This window comes from Demequina gelatinilytica, assembly GCF_000971115.1.
In the GTDB taxonomy this organism is placed as follows: domain Bacteria; phylum Actinomycetota; class Actinomycetes; order Actinomycetales; family Demequinaceae; genus Demequina; species Demequina gelatinilytica.
This window is the reverse complement of the sequence record NZ_BBLV01000001.1, coordinates 203,473-220,540: the sequence shown is the minus strand read 5'-3', so window position 1 is coordinate 220,540 and position 17,068 is coordinate 203,473. Positions and strand designations below refer to the sequence as shown.

Sequence of the window (17,068 nt, the reverse complement as noted above, 5' to 3'; positions counted from 1 at the left end):
GTGCGCCGGGGCTACTCGCGGCCCTCGTCGAGCGGGATGAGCATGGTCCTGAACTCGCCGGGCGCCGCCTGGATGTCCCAGATCCTGTCGGCGACCTCCTCCAGCGTGTAGCGGAGCTTGGGGATGGCGCCGGGGATCACGAGCTGCACCACGCGCACGCCCTCGGGCGCGAGCGCCTCGTGCAGCATCTCGCCGTACGCGCTCTCCGCGGGGAACGCCACGGACGTGCCGGAGAAGCCCGCACGTGCCTGCACGGAGGTGCCGCCGTTGATGAGGACGATGCTGCCGTCGCCCGCCGCGCGCATCGCGGGCAGGACCGCGCGGGCCGCGTGGATGAGGCCGAGCGCCGAGAACCGCAGCGCGTCGAGCGCGAGCTCGGGCTCGAGGTCGAGCACGGGGTGCAGGTAGGCGCGCGCGGGGAGCGGGCTGTACTGGAGCGCCGTGACGGGGCCCAGATCGGCGGCGGCGCTCCTCAGCGCCACCTCGAGCTGGGCGCCGTCGCGCACGTCGGCGGCGTACCCGCGCGCGGTGAGGCCCTCGCGCTGGAGCTCCGCGGCGAGCGCGTCCAGCTTGGCCTGCGCGCGGGAGATCAGCGCGATCGCGTAGCCCTCGCGTCCGAACCTGCGGGCGACCGCGGCGCCCAGCCCGGGGCCGGCACCGACGATGGCGAGCGTGGGCATGGTGTTCTCCTTCGCGACGATGCGGGGCGGGGGCTCATCCGACCCTAGCGCGCATGCGCCGGCGGGCATGAAGAAGGGCCCCTCCCGAAGGAAGGGCCCTGGAAGCCGGCGGTACGGCGCTGTGCCGAAGCGCCCCCGACAGGAATCGAACCTGCGACCTACGGTACCGGAAACCGGCGCTCTATCCGCTGAGCTACGGGGGCCCGCCCGGACTGGCCGGGCCGAATGAGGATATCAGCAGGCCGTGGAGCCCGATGCACGCCGCGTTGCCGCAGGATCATCAACGAGATTGGCGACAAAACTTGCGACAATTTCGTATACGACACTAACGTCGCATTTGGGACGCCCGAGGCAACGGCGCCTGGGCCTCCCTCGAAGGAGAGGAATCCCCGTGCTGCACAGCAACGACGCTCCACACGCCCGACCCGCCCCCGCAAGCTCCTCCCGGTCCGCGGTGCTCCGCAGCGCCGTCGCGCTCGGCGCCGCGGCGCTCCTCATCGGTGCCGGCACCGCCGCAAGCGCCCATGGGAGCCCGAAGGGTGCCGATCCTGAGGACCAGGCGCTCCGTTTCGACCCGGACGGCTACACCACGCTGACCGTGGCGGTCGACGGCGAGCCCACCACCGTCCGCTGGTACAAGGAGCTCTGCTACGTCGCCGAGCCCGTGCTCATGTCCGAGGACCAGGTGCGCTTCGGCCAGCCGATCACCATCGACAACCCGGGATGCGGCTACCAGAGCATGAACGTCTACGTCCCCGAGGCCGCGTTCGCGGACGAGGACGCGGCGCTCTACCTCGCCGTCAACAACGCCGGCTGGTTCGCGAGCTACGTGCGCACCTCGGTCACGGACGGAGCGGCCTACGACACCTCCACGAGCAACATCGGGGCGGCGCTCGCCGAGGGCTACGTGGTGATCGACGTCGGCACACGGTCGCGCGAGGTGGTCGGGGCGGACGGCTCGTGGCCCGGCAAGTCCCCGGCGCCGGTGGTCGACGCCAAGGCGGCCGTGAGGTACCTGCGTCTCAACGACGCGGCGATGCCCGGGTCCGCCGAGCGCATCGTGGTCAACGGCACCAGCGGCGGCGGAGGGCTGTCGGCGATCCTCGGCGCCTCCGGCAACAGCCGCGACTACCTGCCCTACCTCGCCGAGATCGGCGCGGCCGGCATCGACGCGAAGGGGCGCTCGACGCTGCGCGACGACGTCCTCGCGATCAACGCCTACTGCCCGATCACGGACCTGGGCAACGCCGACATCGCCTACGAGTGGCTGTACTCGATCCTCGGCACGCGCGCGGCGACCGGGCAGGACCCGTTCCCGGAGACCACGGAGGCGCTCGCCGCCGAGTTCGCGGCGTACGAGAGGAGCCTCAGGCTGCGCAACCCCGACGGCACCAGGCTGACCGCCGACACCATGCTCGAGGCGCTGCACGGCGAGGTGGCGGGCTCCGCCGTCGCGTTCATGCAGGGCGGCGGCGTGATCGAGGGCTACGGCTGGATCACGGTGGACAACGCTGCGGACACCGTGACGTCCATCGACCTCGCCTCCTACCTCGAGTACGTGGTGACCCAGACGACGCTCAAGCCCGCGCCCTCGTTCGACCAGAGCGGCACGCCCGCCCCGGGCACCCTGGGCGGACCCGGGCAGGGCGAGTCGAGCCTGTTCGGGACCTCGGACATGGCGTACTCGAACTTCACGGCGTTCAGCTGGAACACCAACGAGGTGCTCGGCGACGGCACCGGCCTGGACGACACGGGCCTCACGTGGAGCCGGTACGTCCGCAAGCCCGGCACCATCGTCGACGACCAGGTGAGGCTGCTCGACCCGATGGAGTACATCGGCACCAGCGCGGACACCGCGCCGTACTGGTACGTGCGCCACGGCGCGCTCGACCGCGACACCGCGTTCACGGTGTCGATCAACCTCGACCGTGCGCTCGAGGCCGACAGGAGCGTCGAGGACGTCGACTACCGGCTTGCGTGGAACACCAAGCACGCTGGCAACTACGACGTCCCCGAGGCCATGGCGTGGATCGCGGAGGTCCTTGCGGACGCCGACGGAGCGTCGCACCACCGGCGGCGCTGAGCCCTCACGGGGCCTTCGCGGCGCACGCCGCGCGTGGGATGCTGAGGCGTGCGCATCCTCACGTCCGTGGCGGCGGCGGTCCTGGTCCTCGGGCTCGCTGCATGCGAGTCGCGCGGGGACGATGTGCGCGACGCGCGCGACGCCGACGCGGTGGGCACCGTCACCAGCGTCGACGGCGCCGGCGACGCGATCGCCGTCGGCTTCGCCCCCGAGCCCGGCTACGAGTACTTCGAGGGCACCACCTTCTCCTTCGAGCGCGAGGGCGCGCTGCAGACCTCGAACGGCGACGCGGCGACCGTCGAGGACGTCGCGGTGGGCGACCGCATCGAGGTATGGGTCGAGATGTGCGCCGAGTCCTTCCCCGTGCAATGCGCGGACCCGATCGGGCGCATCGTCGGCGAGCCCGCATCGTCCTCCGGCTGACGCCTAGGCTGGGCGCATGGCGGACGGCACCGGCTTCCCACGACGCCTCTACGCGCTCGGGGACGACCCGGACGCGCGCTTCTCCATGGCGAACGAGCGCACCTTCCTCGCCTGGACCCGGACCGCGCTCGCGCTGTTCGCCGCGGGCGTGGGGCTCGAGGCTCTCGACGCTCCCATGAGCCCCGGCCTGAGGCTCGTCACGGCGCTGCTGTTCTGCCTGCTCGGGGCGATCGCCGCGGTGTCGGGCCTGGTGACGTGGTACCGCGCCGAGCGGTCCCTCAGGCTCGGCACGCCGTTGCCCGGGCCCCGCATCGGCGTGGTGCTCACGGTCGGCGTGGTGGTGGGCATGGTGATGGTCGCGTGGGGGCTCGCCGCATGAGCGCGGGACCGGTCGACGACGGGCTCGCCGCCGAGCGGACGCGGCTCGCGTGGGAGCGCACGGCGCTGTCGCTCGCGGTGGCCGGGCTGGTCGGGCTCCAGGTGCTCTCCTCCGCGGGACCCTTGGCCGTCGCGCTCGCGCTGCTGGGACTGGTGACGGCGCTCGTGACCGCGCTCGGCGCGGCCGCGCGGTACCGGCGGGCGAGGGCGCACGCGGCGGTCCGCCACGTGCCTGCCGCCGTGCCCGTGGTCGCGCTGGGCGTGGGTGCGCTCGCGCTCGGCGCGGCGTGCGTCGCGTTCGTGCTGGGCGAGGCGGCGGCCCGGTGAGCGCCGTCGAGATCGCCCTGGTCGGAGGCCCCACCGCGGTGCTCGGATACGCGGGGCTCACGGTCCTGACCGATCCGACCTTCGATCCGCCGGGAGAGTACGGCAACCTCACCAAGCTCGCGGGACCCGCCTTCGGGCCCGCGGAGATCGGTCACGTCCACCTGGTGCTCCTGTCCCACGACGAGCACGCCGACAACCTCGACCATGCGGGCCGCGCGGCGCTCGCGGCCGCCGGGCACGTGATCTCCACCCCGGGGGCGGCCTCGCGCATCCCGGGGATCGTGGGCCTCAAGGCGTGGCACAGCGTCACCGTGTACGGCGCTCACGCGCCGGTGTGCATCACCGCCGTGCCGGCGCAGCACGGCCCCGACGCGCTGGTGGACCGGCTCGCGGAGGTCTCCGGCTTCGTGCTCGAGGCGGCGGGCTGGCCCACGGTCTACTTCTCCGGCGACAACGCGGAGCTGCGCATCGCGGCCGAGGTCGCGCGGCACTTCCCCGAGGTCGACATCGCGGTCGTCTGCGCGGGCGCGGCCCGCGTCGCGCGCCTGGACGATGCTCGGCTCACCGCGGACGCCGCGGTCACCCTGGGGATCGCGGACCTGTGGCCCGCGGCCGCCGTGGTGCCGGTGCACCTCGACGACTGGGCGCACTTCTCGCAGCCGCGCGAGGCGTTCCGCGCCGCGGTCGAGGGCGATCCGGCCCGCGAGCGCATCGTGCTCCTCGACAAGGGGGCCGCCGTGCGCCTCCCGCGCGCGAAAGCGACCCCGCGCCCCGCCTAAGATGGCCTGGTGACCCCCGAAGAGCTCTCCGCGACCATCCGCGCCGCCATCCTCGCCGGCATCGACGACTCCGACTTCCAGCTGTCGCCGTTCGACGTCCCGGAGGCGAGGGTCGAGCGACCCCGCCAGCGCGAGCACGGCGACTGGGCCACCAACGTCGCGATGCAGCTCGCGAAGAAGGCGGGCACCAACCCGCGCGAGTTCGCGCAGACGCTGGTCGAGCGCCTGGGCGACATCGACGGCATCGCGTCCGCCGAGGTCGCGGGCCCGGGCTTCATCAACATCCGCCTCGACGCCGATGCCGCGGGCCTGCTCGCGAAGGGCATCGTCGACTTCGGCGAGGGCTACGGCAGCGGCGAGTCCCTCACCGGTCACACCGTCAACCTCGAGTTCGTGTCCGCGAACCCCACCGGTCCCGTGCACCTGGGCGGCGCCCGTTGGGCGGCCGTGGGCGACTCGCTCGCGCGCCTGCTCGAGTTCCACGGTGCGACGGTGATCCGCGAGTACTACTTCAACGACCACGGCGTGCAGATCGACAACTTCGCCAAGTCCCTGGTCGCGGCCATCCTGGGCGAGGACACCCCCGAGAACGGCTACGGCGGCGACTACATCCAGGAGACCGCGAACCGCGTCCTCATCGAGGCCATGGAGGCGGGCGACAAGGACCCGCTCGAGCTCCCGCGCGAGGAGATGCAGGAGTTCTTCCGGGCGCGCGGCGTGCACCTCATGTTCGACGAGGTCAAGCGGTCGCTCCACGAGTTCGGCGTCGACTTCGACGTCTACTTCCACGAGGACTCGCTGCACAAGTCGGGCAAGGTCGAGAAGGCCGTGACCGAGCTCAAGGAGTCGGGCGTCCTGTACGAGGCCGACGGCGCCTGGTGGCTGCGCTCCACCGAGTACGGCGACGACAAGGACCGCGTGGTCATCAAGTCCGACGGCAACCCCGCGTACATCGCGGGCGACATCGCCTACATCCGCGACAAGCACGAGCGCGGCGCGGACCGGTTCATCTACCTGCTGGGCGCGGACCACCACGGCTACATCGCGCGTCTCAAGGCCGCGGCCGCCGCTCTGGGCTACGACGCCGACTCCGTCGAGGTCATCATCGGCCAGCTGGTCAACCTGGTGAAGGACGGTCAGCCGGTGCGCATGTCCAAGCGCGCGGGCACCGTGGTGACCATGGCGGACCTGGTCGACGCGACCTCGGTCGACGCCGCCCGGTACGCCCTCGCGCGTTCGAGCGCGGACTCGACCATCGACATCGACCTCGACCTGCTCGCCTCCGCGTCGAACGCGAACCCGGTGTTCTACGTGCAGTACGCGCACGCCCGCACCGCCGGCGTCGCGCGCAACGCCGCGGAGTACGGCATCCGTCGCGAGGACGGCTTCGAGCCCTCGCTCCTCACGCACGAGTCCGAGGCGGCCCTGCTGGGCGTCCTGGGCGAGTTCCCGCGCGTGGTGGCGCAGGCCGTGGAGTTCCGCGAGCAGCACCGCATCGCGCGCTACCTCGAGGACGTCGCCGCGGCCTTCAACCAGTGGTACGACCGCACGCGCGTCACGCCGCAGGGCGACGAGGAGGTCACGGACCTCCACCGCACGCGCCTGTGGGTCAACGACGCCACCGGCCAGGTGCTGCGCAACGGCCTGCGCCTGCTGGGCGTCTCCGCACCCGAGAGGATGTGAGCATGAGCGCAGCCGTCTTCTCCCGCACCGTCGCGCGCGGCGACGACGGCGCGCTCTCCGTGGGCGGCGTCGACGTCCGCGAGCTGGCCGGCCAGTACGGCACGCCGCTGTACGTGATCGACGAGGCCGACATGCGGGCTCGCGCCGCCGGGTTCCGGGACGAGTTCACGGCGGCCTTCGGACGCCACGGCGCGAAGGTCGACGTCTACTACGCCTCCAAGGCCTTCCTGTCCTCCAAGGTCGCGCGCTGGATGCGCGCCGAGGACCTCTGCATGGACGTCGCGAGCGGCGGCGAGCTCGAGCTCGCGCTGCGCGGTGGGATGCCCGCGCGGCACATCGGCCTGCACGGGAACAACAAGTCCGATGCGGAGCTGCGGCGCGCGCTCGAGGTGGGCGTGGGGCGGATCATCGTCGACTCGTTCACGGAGATCGAGACGCTCGACGCGATCGCGCGGGAGATGGACACCACCGCTCCCGTGCTGGTGCGCGTCACCACCGGCGTCCACGCGGGCGGGCACGAGTACATCGCGACCTCCCACGAGGACCAGAAGTTCGGCCTGTCGCTCGCCTCGGGCGCGGCGTTCGAGGCGCTGGTCGCGTGCCAGGACGCCCCCGGGCTCGAGCTGCGCGGGATCCACACGCACATCGGCAGCCAGATCCTGTCGCTCGAGGCGTTCCAGGAGAGCGCCGAGCGCATGCTCGGGCTGCGCGCGGCGTTCTTCGCCGAGCTCGGCGTGGACCTCCCGGAGGTCGACCTGGGCGGCGGCTACGCGATCCGCTACACGGCGCACGGGGAGGAGCTGTCCCCGCACGATGCGGCCTACGGCATGGCGCAGGCCGTCGCCGCGGCGGTCGCGAAGGTGGGCGGTACCTGGCCCCACCTCAGCATCGAGCCCGGGCGGGCGATCGCCGGGCCGGCGGGGATGACCCTGTACCGCGTCGGCGTGGTCAAGCGCGTGGGGCTCGACGACGGCGGCGAGCGCCAGTACGTCGCCGTGGACGGCGGCATGAGCGACAACATGCGCACCATCACGTACGGCGCCGAGTACACCGCGACCGTCGCATCGCGCCTCGCGGACGTCGAGCCCGTGCTCAGCCGCGTGGTGGGCAAGCACTGCGAGAGCGGGGACATCGTGGTCCGCGATGTCGAGCTCCCGCACGACGTCGCGCGCGGCGACCTGCTCGCGGTTCCCGCGACGGGCGCCTACGGGCGGGTCATGGCCTCCAACTACAACGCGGTGCTGCGGCCCGCGGTGGTGTCCGTCCGTGACGGGGAGTCGACCGTGCACATCCGGCGCGACACGCTCGAGGACCTCTTCTCCTGGGACGTCGCTCCCGACTGACGTGCCGCGCATCGTCCCGTCTCGCCGCGCGCGCCGCGCGCCCGAGGGGTTGACTGGTGGGGAGCCCCCGGTCAGCGAAGGGAGTCATGATGGCCGACGGCACGCAGGAGACCGCTCACCGGAGCATCTTCGACCCGATCCCTGAGGAGGAGTGGGACGAGCCCGACGACGATCCCGGCGACGTGATCCCGCCGGTCGCCGTCGACATGGAGATCCTCCACCCGGTCGAGCACCACTCGGGCTGAGCGGCGCCATCCCTGGTCGTGCGGCTGTTCGGCCGGGGCTGGGACGCCGTGGCCGTTCCACGGCGTTGACCCAGGAGGACGGCCCGCACGGCCGTCGAGGGAGACGAGGAGGTCCCACCATGAGCGACACGTACGACGACAGCACGGAGATGCTCAAGAAGCTCGCCGAGGAGGTCGAGCAGGAGCGCGACGAGGGACGCTCGGAGTTCGACATCGTCGAGGACGACGACGAGGAGGCCGTCGACGACGAGGCCCCGGCGGACGGCCCGCTCGAGCCGCTCGACCCCGAACCCGCCGAAGGCGGCGCCGCGGCCGAGACGCGCTACCTCTGACACGACGAGGGGGCCCCGGCCACGTGGCCGGGGCCCCCTCGTGCGTGGGCGGGCGGATGCTCAGACGGCTGCGGCCACGGCGTCCGCGAGCGACGTCGCGGGCCGCTCGATGAGGTCCTCGAGCGCGGTGCTGGTGGTGTCGAGCTCCCCCTTGGCGATCGATCCGTCGATCGAGGCCCAGAAGCCCGCGGTGCCGGCGTCCATGCCGACCTCCTGGAACGTCGCCGCGAGCTGGTCGACGGTGACGTCCGACGCCGCCACCGGGGAGCCCGTCGCGGTCGCGACGGCAGAGGCGAGCTCATCGAGGGTGAAGCGGGCGCCGCCCAGCTCGTAGGTGTCGCCCTCCGCGTCCTGGAGCGCGGCGACCGCGGCGGCCTCCGCGTAGTCGGCGCGCGTGGCGGCCGCGATGGTCGCACCGCCGGTGGCGCCGAGGACGGTGCCGGTCGCGGTGTAGGTGCCGATCTGGCCCGTGTAGTTCTCGAGGTACCAGGAGTTGCGCAGGACGGTCGCCGGGATCGGGGAGGCCGCGAGGGCCTGCTCGGTCGCGACATGCTCGGGAGCGAGCGGGTTCGAGGTGGTCGCGGCGCCCAGCAGGGACGTGTAGACGATGCGCGAGACGTCGGCGCGCTCGGCCGCCGCGATCACCGCCTGGTGCTGGGGGACGCGGCGGCCGACCTCGGACGCCGAGACGAGCACGAGGCGGTCGACGCCCACGAGCGCGGAGTCGAGCGAGGCCGCGTCGTCGTAGTCCCCGAAGCGCACGTCGACGCCGCGCTCGGCCAGGTCGGCGGCCTTGGCCGTGGTGCGTGCGATGGCCACGATGTCGGTCGCGGCGACCCCGCGCGCGAGCAGGCTCTCGACGACGAGGCGGCCGAGGTGTCCGCTCGCTCCGGTGACGGCGTAGGTGGTCATGAGGGTTCCTCTCGGTGGGGCCCGGTCGATCCGGGCGCTCACGGGTCACTAACGATAAGTAAGTACTTCCCATTCCGCATGCTTCCCCGCGGCCGCCGTAGAGTGGTCGCCATGGAATCCATCGACGCCGTCGGGCCCGCGCCCGAGCTGGTGAGCGACGTCTTCGCGCGCGCATGCACGTCCCGCGCCGCGTTCGAGGACGTCACCTCACGGTGGTCCTCCCTGGTGCTGCTCGCCCTCGCGGAGGGGCCGCACCGGTTCGGCGAGCTGCGCAGGCGGGTCGAGGGCGTCAGCGAGCGCATGCTCGCGCAGTCGCTGCGCGGGCTCGAGCGCGACGGGCTCGTGTCGCGCGCCGACGCCGGCACCATCCCTCCCCGGGTCGACTACGAGCTCACCGGGCTCGGCGCCCGGGTCGCGGAGGGCCTGCGAGGCCTCGCGGACGTGCTCGAGTCCGCGGTCCCCGAGATCGACCGCGCGCGCCTGGACTACGACGCCCGCTGAGCCCGACGCTCCGCCCGCCGGCGCGTCACGGCGCTCGGCGCATCGTCCGGGAGCCCGTCGAGCACCCCCTCGAGGTGCTTGAGCGCCGCCACGATCACGAAGCTCAGGGACACCAGCAGCGCCCACGAGCCGACCTTGCCGACGTGCACCATGGTCCACCGCAGCAGCTGGTCCGGGTACGCCCACGCTCCCAGCAGCGTGGCGGCGTTCTCCGCGCACCACAGCGCGAGCCCGATCGCCGCGAAGGAGAGCACGAGCGGCATGCGGTAGCGGTGCCCCCGCACCGAGAGGTGGACCAGGGTGCCGCGCAGCTCGAGCAGGAAGCCCGCGGCGATCACCCAGCGCAGGTCGGGGATCCAGTGGTGGGTGAAGAAGTTCGCGTAGGCCGCGATCGCGAGGACGGTCATGGGCCACAGGCGGAAGCCGGTCACGCGCAGGTCGAAGCGCCGCCAGGCCTGCACGATGTACGAGCCGACCGCCGCGTACATGAAGCCCGAGTACAGCGGCACGCCGGCCACCTTGGACCAGGCCTCGTCGGGGTACACCCACGAGCCCACGTGCACCTTGAAGAGCTCGAGCCCCAGCCCGACCAGGTGGAACAGCAGGATCACGCCCACCTCGCGCGTGGTCTCCCAGCCGGTCGCCCAGAGCACGGCGGTGAGCACCAGGGCGAACAGCAGCAACGCGTCGTAGCGCGGGATCGGCAGCTCCACCACGGAGGTGACGGCGAGCGCGGCGAAGATCGCGAGGGCGAACACCAGGGACTGGAGCTCGAGCCACGCGAAGCCCACGGCGAACCGCGCGAGGCGGCGCCACCGCCAGCGCTCGGGATCGAGGACGTCGCGTTCCACCACGCGGACCATCCTGCCCGACATGTGGGATGGAGGCGGCGACCGCTCGGCTAGGCTGGGGGCCGTGTCCAGCCCCCTTGCCTCAGTGAAGGTCGCCGTCCTCGGCCCAGGAACCGTCGGCTCCGAGGTCGTGCGCCTCCTCACCCAGCAGGCCGACGACCTGGCAGCCCGCGTGGGAGCGCCGCTCGAGATCATCGGCGTGTACGTCCGCGACACCTCGAAGGACCGTGGGCCGCACCTGCCGCCCGCGCTCCTGACCTCGGACGCCTCGGCGCTCGTGTCGCAGGCGGATGTGGTGGTCGAGCTCATGGGCGGCATCGAGCCCGCGCGGACGCTCATCCTCGAGGCGATCGCCGGTGGCGCGTCCGTGGTGACCGCGAACAAGGCGCTCGTCGCCGCGCACGGTCCGGAGCTGTACGAGGCCGCCGACGCCGCGAACGTGGACCTCTACTTCGAGGCGGCCGTCGCCGGTGCGATCCCGCTGGTCCGCCCCGTGCGCGAGTCGCTCGCCGGAGACCACATCACGCGGATCCTCGGCATCGTGAACGGCACCACCAACTACATCCTCGACGAGATGACGCGTCGCGGGCTCGACTACGACGTCGCGCTCAAGCAGGCGCAGGACCTCGGCTACGCCGAGGCCGACCCGACGGCGGACGTCGAGGGGCACGATGCGGCGGCGAAGGCCGCGATCCTCGCGTCGCTCGCCTTCCACCAGCGCGTCGCGCTCGACGATGTCTACTGCGAGGGCATCTCCGCGATCACGTCGGACGACGTCATCGCGGCGCGCGAGACCCGTCAGGTCATCAAGCTCCTCGCGATCGCCGAGCGCACCGGGGGCGGCGTGACGGTGCGCGTCCACCCCGCGCTCGTGGGCGAGGACCACCCGCTCGCGGGCGTGCACGGCGCGTTCAACGCGGTGTTCATCGAGGCCGAGTCCGCCGGCGGGCTCATGTTCTACGGCCAGGGTGCCGGCGGCACGCCGACCGCCTCGGCGGTGCTGGGCGACATCGTCTCCGTGGCGCGCCACAAGGCGACCGGAGGCAAGGGCCCGCTCGAGTCCAACTACGCGGTGCACGAGGTGCTGCCGATCGACGCCGCGCTGACGCGCTACTGCATCCGCATGGCGGTCGAGGACCGTCCCGGGGTGCTCGCGTCCGTCGCGGCGGTGTTCGAGAAGCACGGCGTGGGGATCGAGATCGTGCGCCAGGTGCCGGGGCAGACCCACGCCGGCCTGATCCTGTCCACGTACGCGGCGCCCGAGCGCGACCTGCGCGCGACGGTCGAGGGGCTCCGCGCATCGGACGCGGTGGCCGAGGTCAAGTCCGTCCTGAGGATCGAGGGGGAGTAGTGGCGCACGTCTGGCGCGGGATCATCCGCGAGTACCTGGACCGCCTGCCGTTCGAGGAGGGGGACCGCATCGTCTCCCTGGGCGAGGGCGGCACGCCGCTGGTCCACGCCCCCTCGATCTCGTCGGAGGTGGGCGCCGAGGTCTTCGTCAAGGTCGAGGGCATGAACCCGACCGGCTCGTTCAAGGACCGCGGCATGACCTCCGCCGTCACCCAGGTGGTGAAGGAGGGCGCCCACACGATCGTGTGCGCGTCGACCGGCAACACGTCCGCGTCCGCGGCCGCGTACGCGGCGCACGCGGGCCTGCGCTGCGTCGTCATGATCCCGCAGGGCAAGATCGCGGCGGGCAAGATGGCGCAGGCGATCGTGCACGGTGCGGACCTGGTCCAGGTCGACGGCAACTTCGACGAGTGCCTCGACATCGTGCGCGACCTCTCCGAGCAGTATCCGATCGCGCTGGTGAACTCGGTCAACCCGTACCGCCTCCAGGGGCAGAAGACCGCGGCCTTCGAGATCGTCGACCAGTTGGGCGACGCCCCGGACATCCACATGCTCCCCGTCGGCAACGCGGGCAACATCTCCGCCTACTGGATGGGCTTCAAGGAGTCCGTCGAGTCCGGTGCCTCGACCCGCACCCCGCGCGTGTGGGGGGTCCAGGCCGCCGGCGCCGCGCCGTTCGTGGCCGGGCACCCGATCAAGGACCCCGAGACCATCGCCACCGCCATCCGCATCGGCAAGCCCGCGTCGTGGGACCTCGCGATCGCGGCGCGCGACGAGTCCGGCGGCTGGATCCGTGCCGTCTCCGATGCGCAGATCCTCAACGCCCAGGCCCGCCTGGCCGCGGATGTCGGCGTGTTCGTCGAGCCCGCGTCCGCCGCTCCGATCGCCGGGCTGCTCGCCGCCGCCGCGCTCGGCGAGGTGCCCAAGGGCGCGACCATCACGTGCACGGTCACCGGCAACGGGCTCAAGGACACCGCGACCGCGCTGGGCGACCGCACGGTCGAGCCCACCGTGATCCCGGTCGACGTCGAGGCCGCCGCCGCGGCGCTCGGGCTGTAGGGCCCGGCCATGGCGATGCGTCTCGCCGCCGACCACGTCCGCGTCTCGGTGCCCGCGACCGCGGGCAACCTGGGACCGGGCTTCGACGCCCTCGGGATGGCGCTCGGCGTGATCGACGACCTCGAGGTGCGCGCCGTCGCGTCCGCCTCGGTGACGGTCGAGATCGAGGGCGAGGGTGCATCGTCCCTGCCGCGCGACGAGTCGCACCTCGTGGTGCAGGCGCTCCGGGCCGCGCTCGACCATGTGGGCGCGTCGCAGACCGGCCTCGAGATCCGCGCCGTCAACCGCATCCCGCACGGGCGTGGGCTGGGCTCCTCGGCCGCGGCCGTGGTGGCCGGAATCGTCGCCGCGCGTGCGCTCATCGCCGAGCCCGAGGCGCTCGACGCCGCCGAGGCCCTCTACCTCGCCAACGCCTTCGAGGGGCACCCCGACAACGCCGCGCCCGCGATCTACGGCGGCGCCACCGTCGCGTGGAAGGACGCCGAGGGGGCGCACGCGCGACCGCTCGTGGTCGCGTCGGAGATCGAGACCGCGGTGCTGGTGCCGTCCTCGACGCTGCCCACCAAGGAGGCGCGCGCGGTGCTGCCCGCGAAGGTGCCCCACGTCGACGCCGCCTTCAACGTGGGGCGGGCCGCGCTGCTGGTCAACGCGCTCGCCGGACGTCCCGAGGACCTCTTCGCCGCCACCGAGGACAAGCTCCATCAGGGCTACCGCGCCGATGTGCTGGGCCCCGCGACGTCCATGGTGCGCGAGCTCCGCGGTCGCGGGCTCGCGGCGGTGGTCTCGGGAGCGGGTCCGTCGGTGCTGGTGCTCGGCACCGGGCTCGCGGAGGCGGGCCTCGGCACGGGGCGTCTCGCGTGGGCCGACGGCATCGGGGGCGACTCGTGGGCCTGCGTGCACACGGTCGAGCGCGTCCCCGGCGCGACCGGCGTCCGCCTGTAGCGCCGGATCCGGGCTCCTACGCCGTCTCCTGCTCCTCGGTCCCCTCGGGCTCGTCGTCCTCGAGCGAGGCGATCCAGTCCTCCGCCGCCGAGCTCGAGCCCAGGCCGGGGGAGTACTCGTCGATGTAGATCGTCTCGGCCTCGGGCTCTGCCGCATCCGGCAGCTCGTGCGGGGCGGCGGCGGAGATGGCCTCGGGATCCTCGGCGAGCGCCGGCACGGCTCCCAGGCCGGAGACCGCGGCCAGCGCGCCGGTGCCCGGCGCGAGGTCGCCGAGGCCCTCGGGCAGCGTGCCCTCCTTGCGGGCGCGCTTGAAGGCGGTGCGGACCTTGAGCTCGTAGGCGTGCTTGCGAGGCTGGGGGACCCGGGTGTGGAACAGCGGTCCCGTGAGGCGTACGCCGATGGTCGCGACGGTCGCGATCACGGTGGTGACCACCGGATCCACGAACGAGATCAGCGCACCGTAGGTGATGGCGCCCGCGAGGCCGGACACGGCGTTCGGCGGTCCCAGGTACATGATCGACGAGGGCCGTCCCTGGAGGATGTCGGTGAGCATGAGGCCGCCCACGGAAGCGATCATGCCGATCACCACGGCGGGCAGCACCTGCACCCCCGCGAGGAGCGCGGTGTTGACACCGACGCACGCGAACAGCCCGATGATGATCGAGTCGAGCCACCACAGGAACCGGCCCAGCTTGTGGAGGTAGTAGAGGAAGCCCATGCCGATCGCGGCCGCCACGAAGGCCGCCACGAAGTACAACGGATCACGGATCGCTGCGGGCGGGAGGTTGCCCAGCAGCACATCGCGGATGATCCCGCCGCCGAACCCCATCGCCGCCGCAAGCGTGAACACGCCGACGATGTCCGTGTGCTCGTCCTCGCCTGCGCGGATGGTGCCGCCGAGCGCTCCGAAGAACACGGCGAGGAGGTTGATGGCGAGAGGGAGCTCGAGGAGCTCGGGCATGACCGTCACTACACGAGGGTACGTCCGCGGACCTAGGCTCAGCGCATGACGCTGTCACCATCCCGCCTGCTTCCGCCAGGTCGGGCGCTGCGCCTCGCCGCCTTGCTGATCGCGATCCTGCTGGGCGTCGCGGTGGCCGTCGGGCTCGTCATGGGGGTCGGCGCCGGCGTCGGGGCTGCGCTCGGCGGCCTCATGGTGCTCGTGATGGCGCTGCAGCGCGGACCCGTGTGGCATCCGGTGGCGCTCGGCGTGGTGATCGCCGCGCTCGCCGCGGCGGCGACCACGCAGGACGATGCCCCGGTCGCGGTGGGCCTGCTCACCGCGGCCGCGGCGCTCGTCTCGGTCCCGGCGGTGCTGCGCCACGGCCCGGTGGTCGGGATCTCGCCCGTGGTGGTCGCCGCGGCGGGGACGGACGCCGCGACGATCGGGCCGGGCGGCGCCTTCGTCGGGGTCGCGCTGGGGGCCGCCGCGCTTCCCGCGGTCGCCGCCGCGATGGGGCTTGCGAGGCTCGACCCGACCCCGCTCCCCGCCCGGATCGCGTGGCCCTACGTGGCCGCCCTCGCGGCAGGCAGCGGCATCGCGATCGGGGTGGCCCGCGCGCTCGACGTCGCGCACTCGATGTGGGTGGTGATCGCGCTGAGCGCGGTGCTCATCCCCGTGCGCGGCGAGACCACCGCACGAGCCCGCCGGCGCGTGCTGGGCACGGTGGTGGGGACTCTCGCCGGCGCGGTGCTCGCGTCGCTCCTGCCCGGGTGGCTCGGGGGCGCGTGCGCGGTCCTGGCGGCCGTCGTCGGGACCGGCTGGTCCCTCGCGCGGGACGAGGTCCGTGGGGCCGCGTTCACCGCCGCCGCGCTGGTGCTCGTCGCGGGCCTGGCCTCCGCTGCGGGCGCGTGGGACGCCGCGCTCCAGCGCATCGGCCTCACGGTCGTCGGGGTCGTGCTCGCGGTGCTGCTCGCGCTCGGCCTCGCCCGGCTCGAGCGTTGGGGCGAGGGCGCATGATCCGGCCGGCCACCCTCGAGGACCGCGACGCGATCGCGCGCATCTGCCGCCTCACCGGGGCGCAGGGGCGGGATGCGACGGGGGTCTTCGGGGACGACACGGTGCTCGCGGACGTCTATGCGACGCCGTACCTCGACGGTCCTGGCGGCTTCTGCCTCGTGTGGGATCCAGGCGACGGCGCCGTCGGATACGTGCTCGGGACCTCGGACACGCGTGCCTTCCAGCAGTGGTTCGTGGATGCGTGGTGGCCCGCGGTCGCCGCGACGCACCCGCCCCGCACCGCCGGCGACGCATGGCTGGTGCCGTCCGCAGCCGACCCCGCCAGGATGCTCATCCCGGAGCTGGAGGCCTACCCCGCTCATCTGCACATCGACCTGCTGCCCGAGGCGCAGGGCAGGGGTGCGGGACGTGCGCTCATCGACGCGGCATGCGCGCTGCTCGCAGGGCGGGGGGCGCCCGGGGTCCACCTGGTGGCCGAGCGCGCCAACCGCGGTGCGCAGGCCTTCTATCCGCGAGTCGGCTTCGCGGCGGTCGCGGCGGACGATGCGGTGGTGACCTTCGCCCGCAGGCTCCGGCCTCCCGAAGTTGCGGAGTGAGTGCTCACTCACTTAATGTGAGCGGGTGACCACCACGCGCCGCGCGCGCCCCATGCCCGTCGAGGAGCGGCGCGCGCACATCCTCGACGCGGTGATCCCGCTCATCCTCGAGAAGGGCACGGAGGTCACCACCCGCGAGATCGCGGAGGCCGCCGGCATCGCCGAGGGCACCGTGTTCCGCGCGTTCGCGGACAAGGACGCGCTCATCGATGCGGCGATCGCGAAGGTCATGGACCCGAGCGAGATCGTCGGCTTCCTCGAGGGCGTCGACCCGACGCTGAGCCTGGAGGCCAAGATCGAGCTCATCGTGAGCGTGCTCCACAGCCGGGTCTCGGGCGTGGTGCGGTTCATGGCCGCGCTGGGTCCGCGTGAGCACGCGCGGCACGGCGGGCACGGTGGGAAGGGCCGCGGCGCACCGCCGCTGGGCGAGACCACGGGCGTGATCGAGCGCCTGCTCGAACCGGACAAGGACCGGATCCGCGTCCCCGTCGCGACAGCCGTCGATTATCTGCGCATCCTGGTGTTCGGCACCACGATGCCGTTCCTCACCACCGGTGGTGCCTCGGATCCGTCCGAGCTCGCCGACTTCATCCTGCGCGGTATCGCCAAGGAAGGGGACTGATC

Annotated in this window: 20 protein-coding genes and 1 tRNA gene; 16 read left to right on the top strand and 5 right to left on the bottom strand. The window is 72.9% G+C overall.

Annotated features, from left to right (window positions below; genetic code table 11):
* Positions 1-11 precede the first annotated feature (11 nt).
* On the bottom strand, positions 12-680 hold the full coding sequence (locus AOM00_RS00990; protein WP_062516003.1) for an SDR family NAD(P)-dependent oxidoreductase: 669 nt from the start codon (positions 678-680) through the stop codon (positions 12-14).
* A gap of 130 nt (positions 681-810) precedes the next feature.
* A tRNA-Arg gene (locus AOM00_RS00985) sits at positions 811-883 on the bottom strand.
* A 251-nt stretch (positions 884-1,134) separates the two neighbouring features.
* On the opposite strand from AOM00_RS00985, the gene AOM00_RS00980 reads away from it, so the two are divergent.
* The 9 genes from AOM00_RS00980 (at position 1,135) to AOM00_RS00945 (ending at position 8,273) form a co-directional block, all read left to right on the top strand.
* Positions 1,135-2,763, top strand: coding sequence for a subtype B tannase (locus AOM00_RS00980; RefSeq protein ID WP_062516002.1), 1,629 nt, complete (start codon positions 1,135-1,137; stop codon positions 2,761-2,763).
* 48 nt (positions 2,764-2,811) lie between these two features.
* Positions 2,812-3,186, top strand: a complete 375-nt coding sequence (locus tag AOM00_RS00975; RefSeq protein WP_062516001.1) for a hypothetical protein — start codon at positions 2,812-2,814, stop codon at positions 3,184-3,186.
* 16 nt (positions 3,187-3,202) lie between these two features.
* Entirely contained in the window at positions 3,203-3,565 is a 363-nt protein-coding gene (locus tag AOM00_RS00970) for a YidH family protein (RefSeq protein WP_062516000.1), read from the top strand.
* Complete coding sequence (locus tag AOM00_RS00965; protein ID WP_062515999.1) at positions 3,562-3,891, top strand: DUF202 domain-containing protein; 330 nt, start codon at positions 3,562-3,564, stop codon at positions 3,889-3,891. Before AOM00_RS00970 ends, AOM00_RS00965 begins: the two co-directional genes overlap by 4 nt.
* Entirely contained in the window at positions 3,888-4,670 is a 783-nt protein-coding gene (locus AOM00_RS00960; RefSeq protein WP_082096387.1) for an MBL fold metallo-hydrolase, read from the top strand. Before AOM00_RS00965 ends, AOM00_RS00960 begins: the two co-directional genes overlap by 4 nt.
* Before the next feature lie 9 nt (positions 4,671-4,679).
* A complete protein-coding gene (gene argS, locus AOM00_RS00955) occupies positions 4,680-6,353 on the top strand; it encodes an arginine--tRNA ligase (RefSeq protein WP_062515998.1) in 1,674 nt (557 codons plus the stop codon).
* A gap of 2 nt (positions 6,354-6,355) precedes the next feature.
* A complete protein-coding gene (lysA, locus tag AOM00_RS00950; protein ID WP_062515997.1) occupies positions 6,356-7,696 on the top strand; it encodes a diaminopimelate decarboxylase in 1,341 nt (446 codons plus the stop codon).
* Positions 7,697-7,785: 89 nt separating this feature from the next.
* The gene (locus AOM00_RS15315; protein WP_156158960.1) at positions 7,786-7,941 is read left to right on the top strand and encodes a hypothetical protein; all 156 of its coding nucleotides are present in this window, start codon (positions 7,786-7,788) and stop codon (positions 7,939-7,941) included.
* Positions 7,942-8,060: 119 nt separating this feature from the next.
* A complete protein-coding gene (locus AOM00_RS00945) occupies positions 8,061-8,273 on the top strand; it encodes a hypothetical protein (protein ID WP_062515996.1) in 213 nt (70 codons plus the stop codon).
* 60 nt (positions 8,274-8,333) lie between these two features.
* Here the strand turns inward: AOM00_RS00945 and AOM00_RS00940 are convergent, their stop codons facing one another.
* Positions 8,334-9,185, bottom strand: a complete 852-nt coding sequence (locus AOM00_RS00940) for an NAD(P)H-binding protein (protein ID WP_062515995.1) — start codon at positions 9,183-9,185, stop codon at positions 8,334-8,336.
* 111 nt (positions 9,186-9,296) lie between these two features.
* On the opposite strand from AOM00_RS00940, the gene AOM00_RS00935 reads away from it, so the two are divergent.
* Positions 9,297-9,686: a winged helix-turn-helix transcriptional regulator gene (locus AOM00_RS00935; protein WP_062515994.1), complete on the top strand. Its 390-nt coding sequence runs from the start codon at positions 9,297-9,299 to the stop codon at positions 9,684-9,686.
* Here AOM00_RS00935 and AOM00_RS00930 read toward each other — a convergent pair.
* A complete protein-coding gene (locus tag AOM00_RS00930) occupies positions 9,671-10,540 on the bottom strand; it encodes a DUF817 domain-containing protein (protein ID WP_228373363.1) in 870 nt (289 codons plus the stop codon). The genes AOM00_RS00935 and AOM00_RS00930 overlap by 16 nt on opposite strands.
* A gap of 19 nt (positions 10,541-10,559) precedes the next feature.
* Between AOM00_RS00930 and AOM00_RS00925 the strand changes: the two genes are divergently transcribed.
* Genes AOM00_RS00925 through thrB form a run of 3 tightly spaced genes read left to right on the top strand, consistent with a single transcriptional unit; the run spans position 10,560 to position 13,888 of the window.
* Positions 10,560-11,888, top strand: a complete 1,329-nt coding sequence (locus AOM00_RS00925) for a homoserine dehydrogenase (protein WP_082096386.1) — start codon at positions 10,560-10,562, stop codon at positions 11,886-11,888.
* Positions 11,888-12,946: a threonine synthase gene (gene thrC, locus AOM00_RS00920; protein WP_062515992.1), complete on the top strand. Its 1,059-nt coding sequence runs from the start codon at positions 11,888-11,890 to the stop codon at positions 12,944-12,946. The genes AOM00_RS00925 and thrC overlap by 1 nt, the downstream gene beginning before the upstream one ends.
* 9 nt (positions 12,947-12,955) lie before the next feature.
* Positions 12,956-13,888 (top strand): homoserine kinase, encoded by a 933-nt coding sequence (gene thrB / locus AOM00_RS00915; protein WP_062515991.1) that lies wholly within the window; start codon positions 12,956-12,958, stop codon positions 13,886-13,888.
* Between the two features lie 16 nt (positions 13,889-13,904).
* Here the strand turns inward: thrB and AOM00_RS00910 are convergent, their stop codons facing one another.
* Complete coding sequence (locus AOM00_RS00910; RefSeq protein ID WP_062515990.1) at positions 13,905-14,849, bottom strand: trimeric intracellular cation channel family protein; 945 nt, start codon at positions 14,847-14,849, stop codon at positions 13,905-13,907.
* A gap of 45 nt (positions 14,850-14,894) precedes the next feature.
* On the opposite strand from AOM00_RS00910, the gene AOM00_RS00905 reads away from it, so the two are divergent.
* Genes AOM00_RS00905 through AOM00_RS00895 form a run of 3 tightly spaced genes read left to right on the top strand, consistent with a single transcriptional unit; the run spans position 14,895 to position 17,066 of the window.
* Positions 14,895-15,848, top strand: a complete 954-nt coding sequence (locus AOM00_RS00905; protein WP_062515989.1) for an FUSC family protein — start codon at positions 14,895-14,897, stop codon at positions 15,846-15,848.
* Positions 15,845-16,444 carry a GNAT family N-acetyltransferase gene (locus tag AOM00_RS00900; protein ID WP_062515988.1) on the top strand — a complete coding sequence of 200 codons (600 nt, stop codon included), beginning with the start codon at positions 15,845-15,847 and terminating at the stop codon, positions 16,442-16,444. The genes AOM00_RS00905 and AOM00_RS00900 overlap by 4 nt, the downstream gene beginning before the upstream one ends.
* Before the next feature lie 25 nt (positions 16,445-16,469).
* Positions 16,470-17,066 (top strand): TetR/AcrR family transcriptional regulator, encoded by a 597-nt coding sequence (locus tag AOM00_RS00895; RefSeq protein ID WP_062515987.1) that lies wholly within the window; start codon positions 16,470-16,472, stop codon positions 17,064-17,066.
* Positions 17,067-17,068: the final 2 nt, after the last annotated feature.

Bases quoted from the DNA above. Each gene is read 5' to 3' on its own strand.
- thrB (WP_062515991.1), top strand. From the start codon at position 12,956: ATGGCGATGCGTCTCGCCGCCGACCACGTCCGCGTCTCGGTGCCCGCG.
- AOM00_RS00940 (WP_062515995.1), bottom strand. From the start codon at position 9,185: ATGACCACCTACGCCGTCACCGGAGCGAGCGGACACCTCGGCCGCCTC.
- AOM00_RS15315 (WP_156158960.1), top strand. From the start codon at position 7,786: ATGGCCGACGGCACGCAGGAGACCGCTCACCGGAGCATCTTCGACCCG.
- AOM00_RS00925 (WP_082096386.1), top strand. From the start codon at position 10,560: ATGTGGGATGGAGGCGGCGACCGCTCGGCTAGGCTGGGGGCCGTGTCC.
- AOM00_RS00945 (WP_062515996.1), top strand. From the start codon at position 8,061: ATGAGCGACACGTACGACGACAGCACGGAGATGCTCAAGAAGCTCGCC.
- AOM00_RS00970 (WP_062516000.1), top strand. From the start codon at position 3,203: ATGGCGGACGGCACCGGCTTCCCACGACGCCTCTACGCGCTCGGGGAC.
- lysA (WP_062515997.1), top strand. From the start codon at position 6,356: ATGAGCGCAGCCGTCTTCTCCCGCACCGTCGCGCGCGGCGACGACGGC.
- AOM00_RS00935 (WP_062515994.1), top strand. From the start codon at position 9,297: ATGGAATCCATCGACGCCGTCGGGCCCGCGCCCGAGCTGGTGAGCGAC.
- AOM00_RS00965 (WP_062515999.1), top strand. From the start codon at position 3,562: ATGAGCGCGGGACCGGTCGACGACGGGCTCGCCGCCGAGCGGACGCGG.
- AOM00_RS00900 (WP_062515988.1), top strand. From the start codon at position 15,845: ATGATCCGGCCGGCCACCCTCGAGGACCGCGACGCGATCGCGCGCATC.
- AOM00_RS00910 (WP_062515990.1), bottom strand. From the start codon at position 14,849: ATGCCCGAGCTCCTCGAGCTCCCTCTCGCCATCAACCTCCTCGCCGTG.
- AOM00_RS00990 (WP_062516003.1), bottom strand. From the start codon at position 680: ATGCCCACGCTCGCCATCGTCGGTGCCGGCCCCGGGCTGGGCGCCGCG.
- AOM00_RS00905 (WP_062515989.1), top strand. From the start codon at position 14,895: ATGACGCTGTCACCATCCCGCCTGCTTCCGCCAGGTCGGGCGCTGCGC.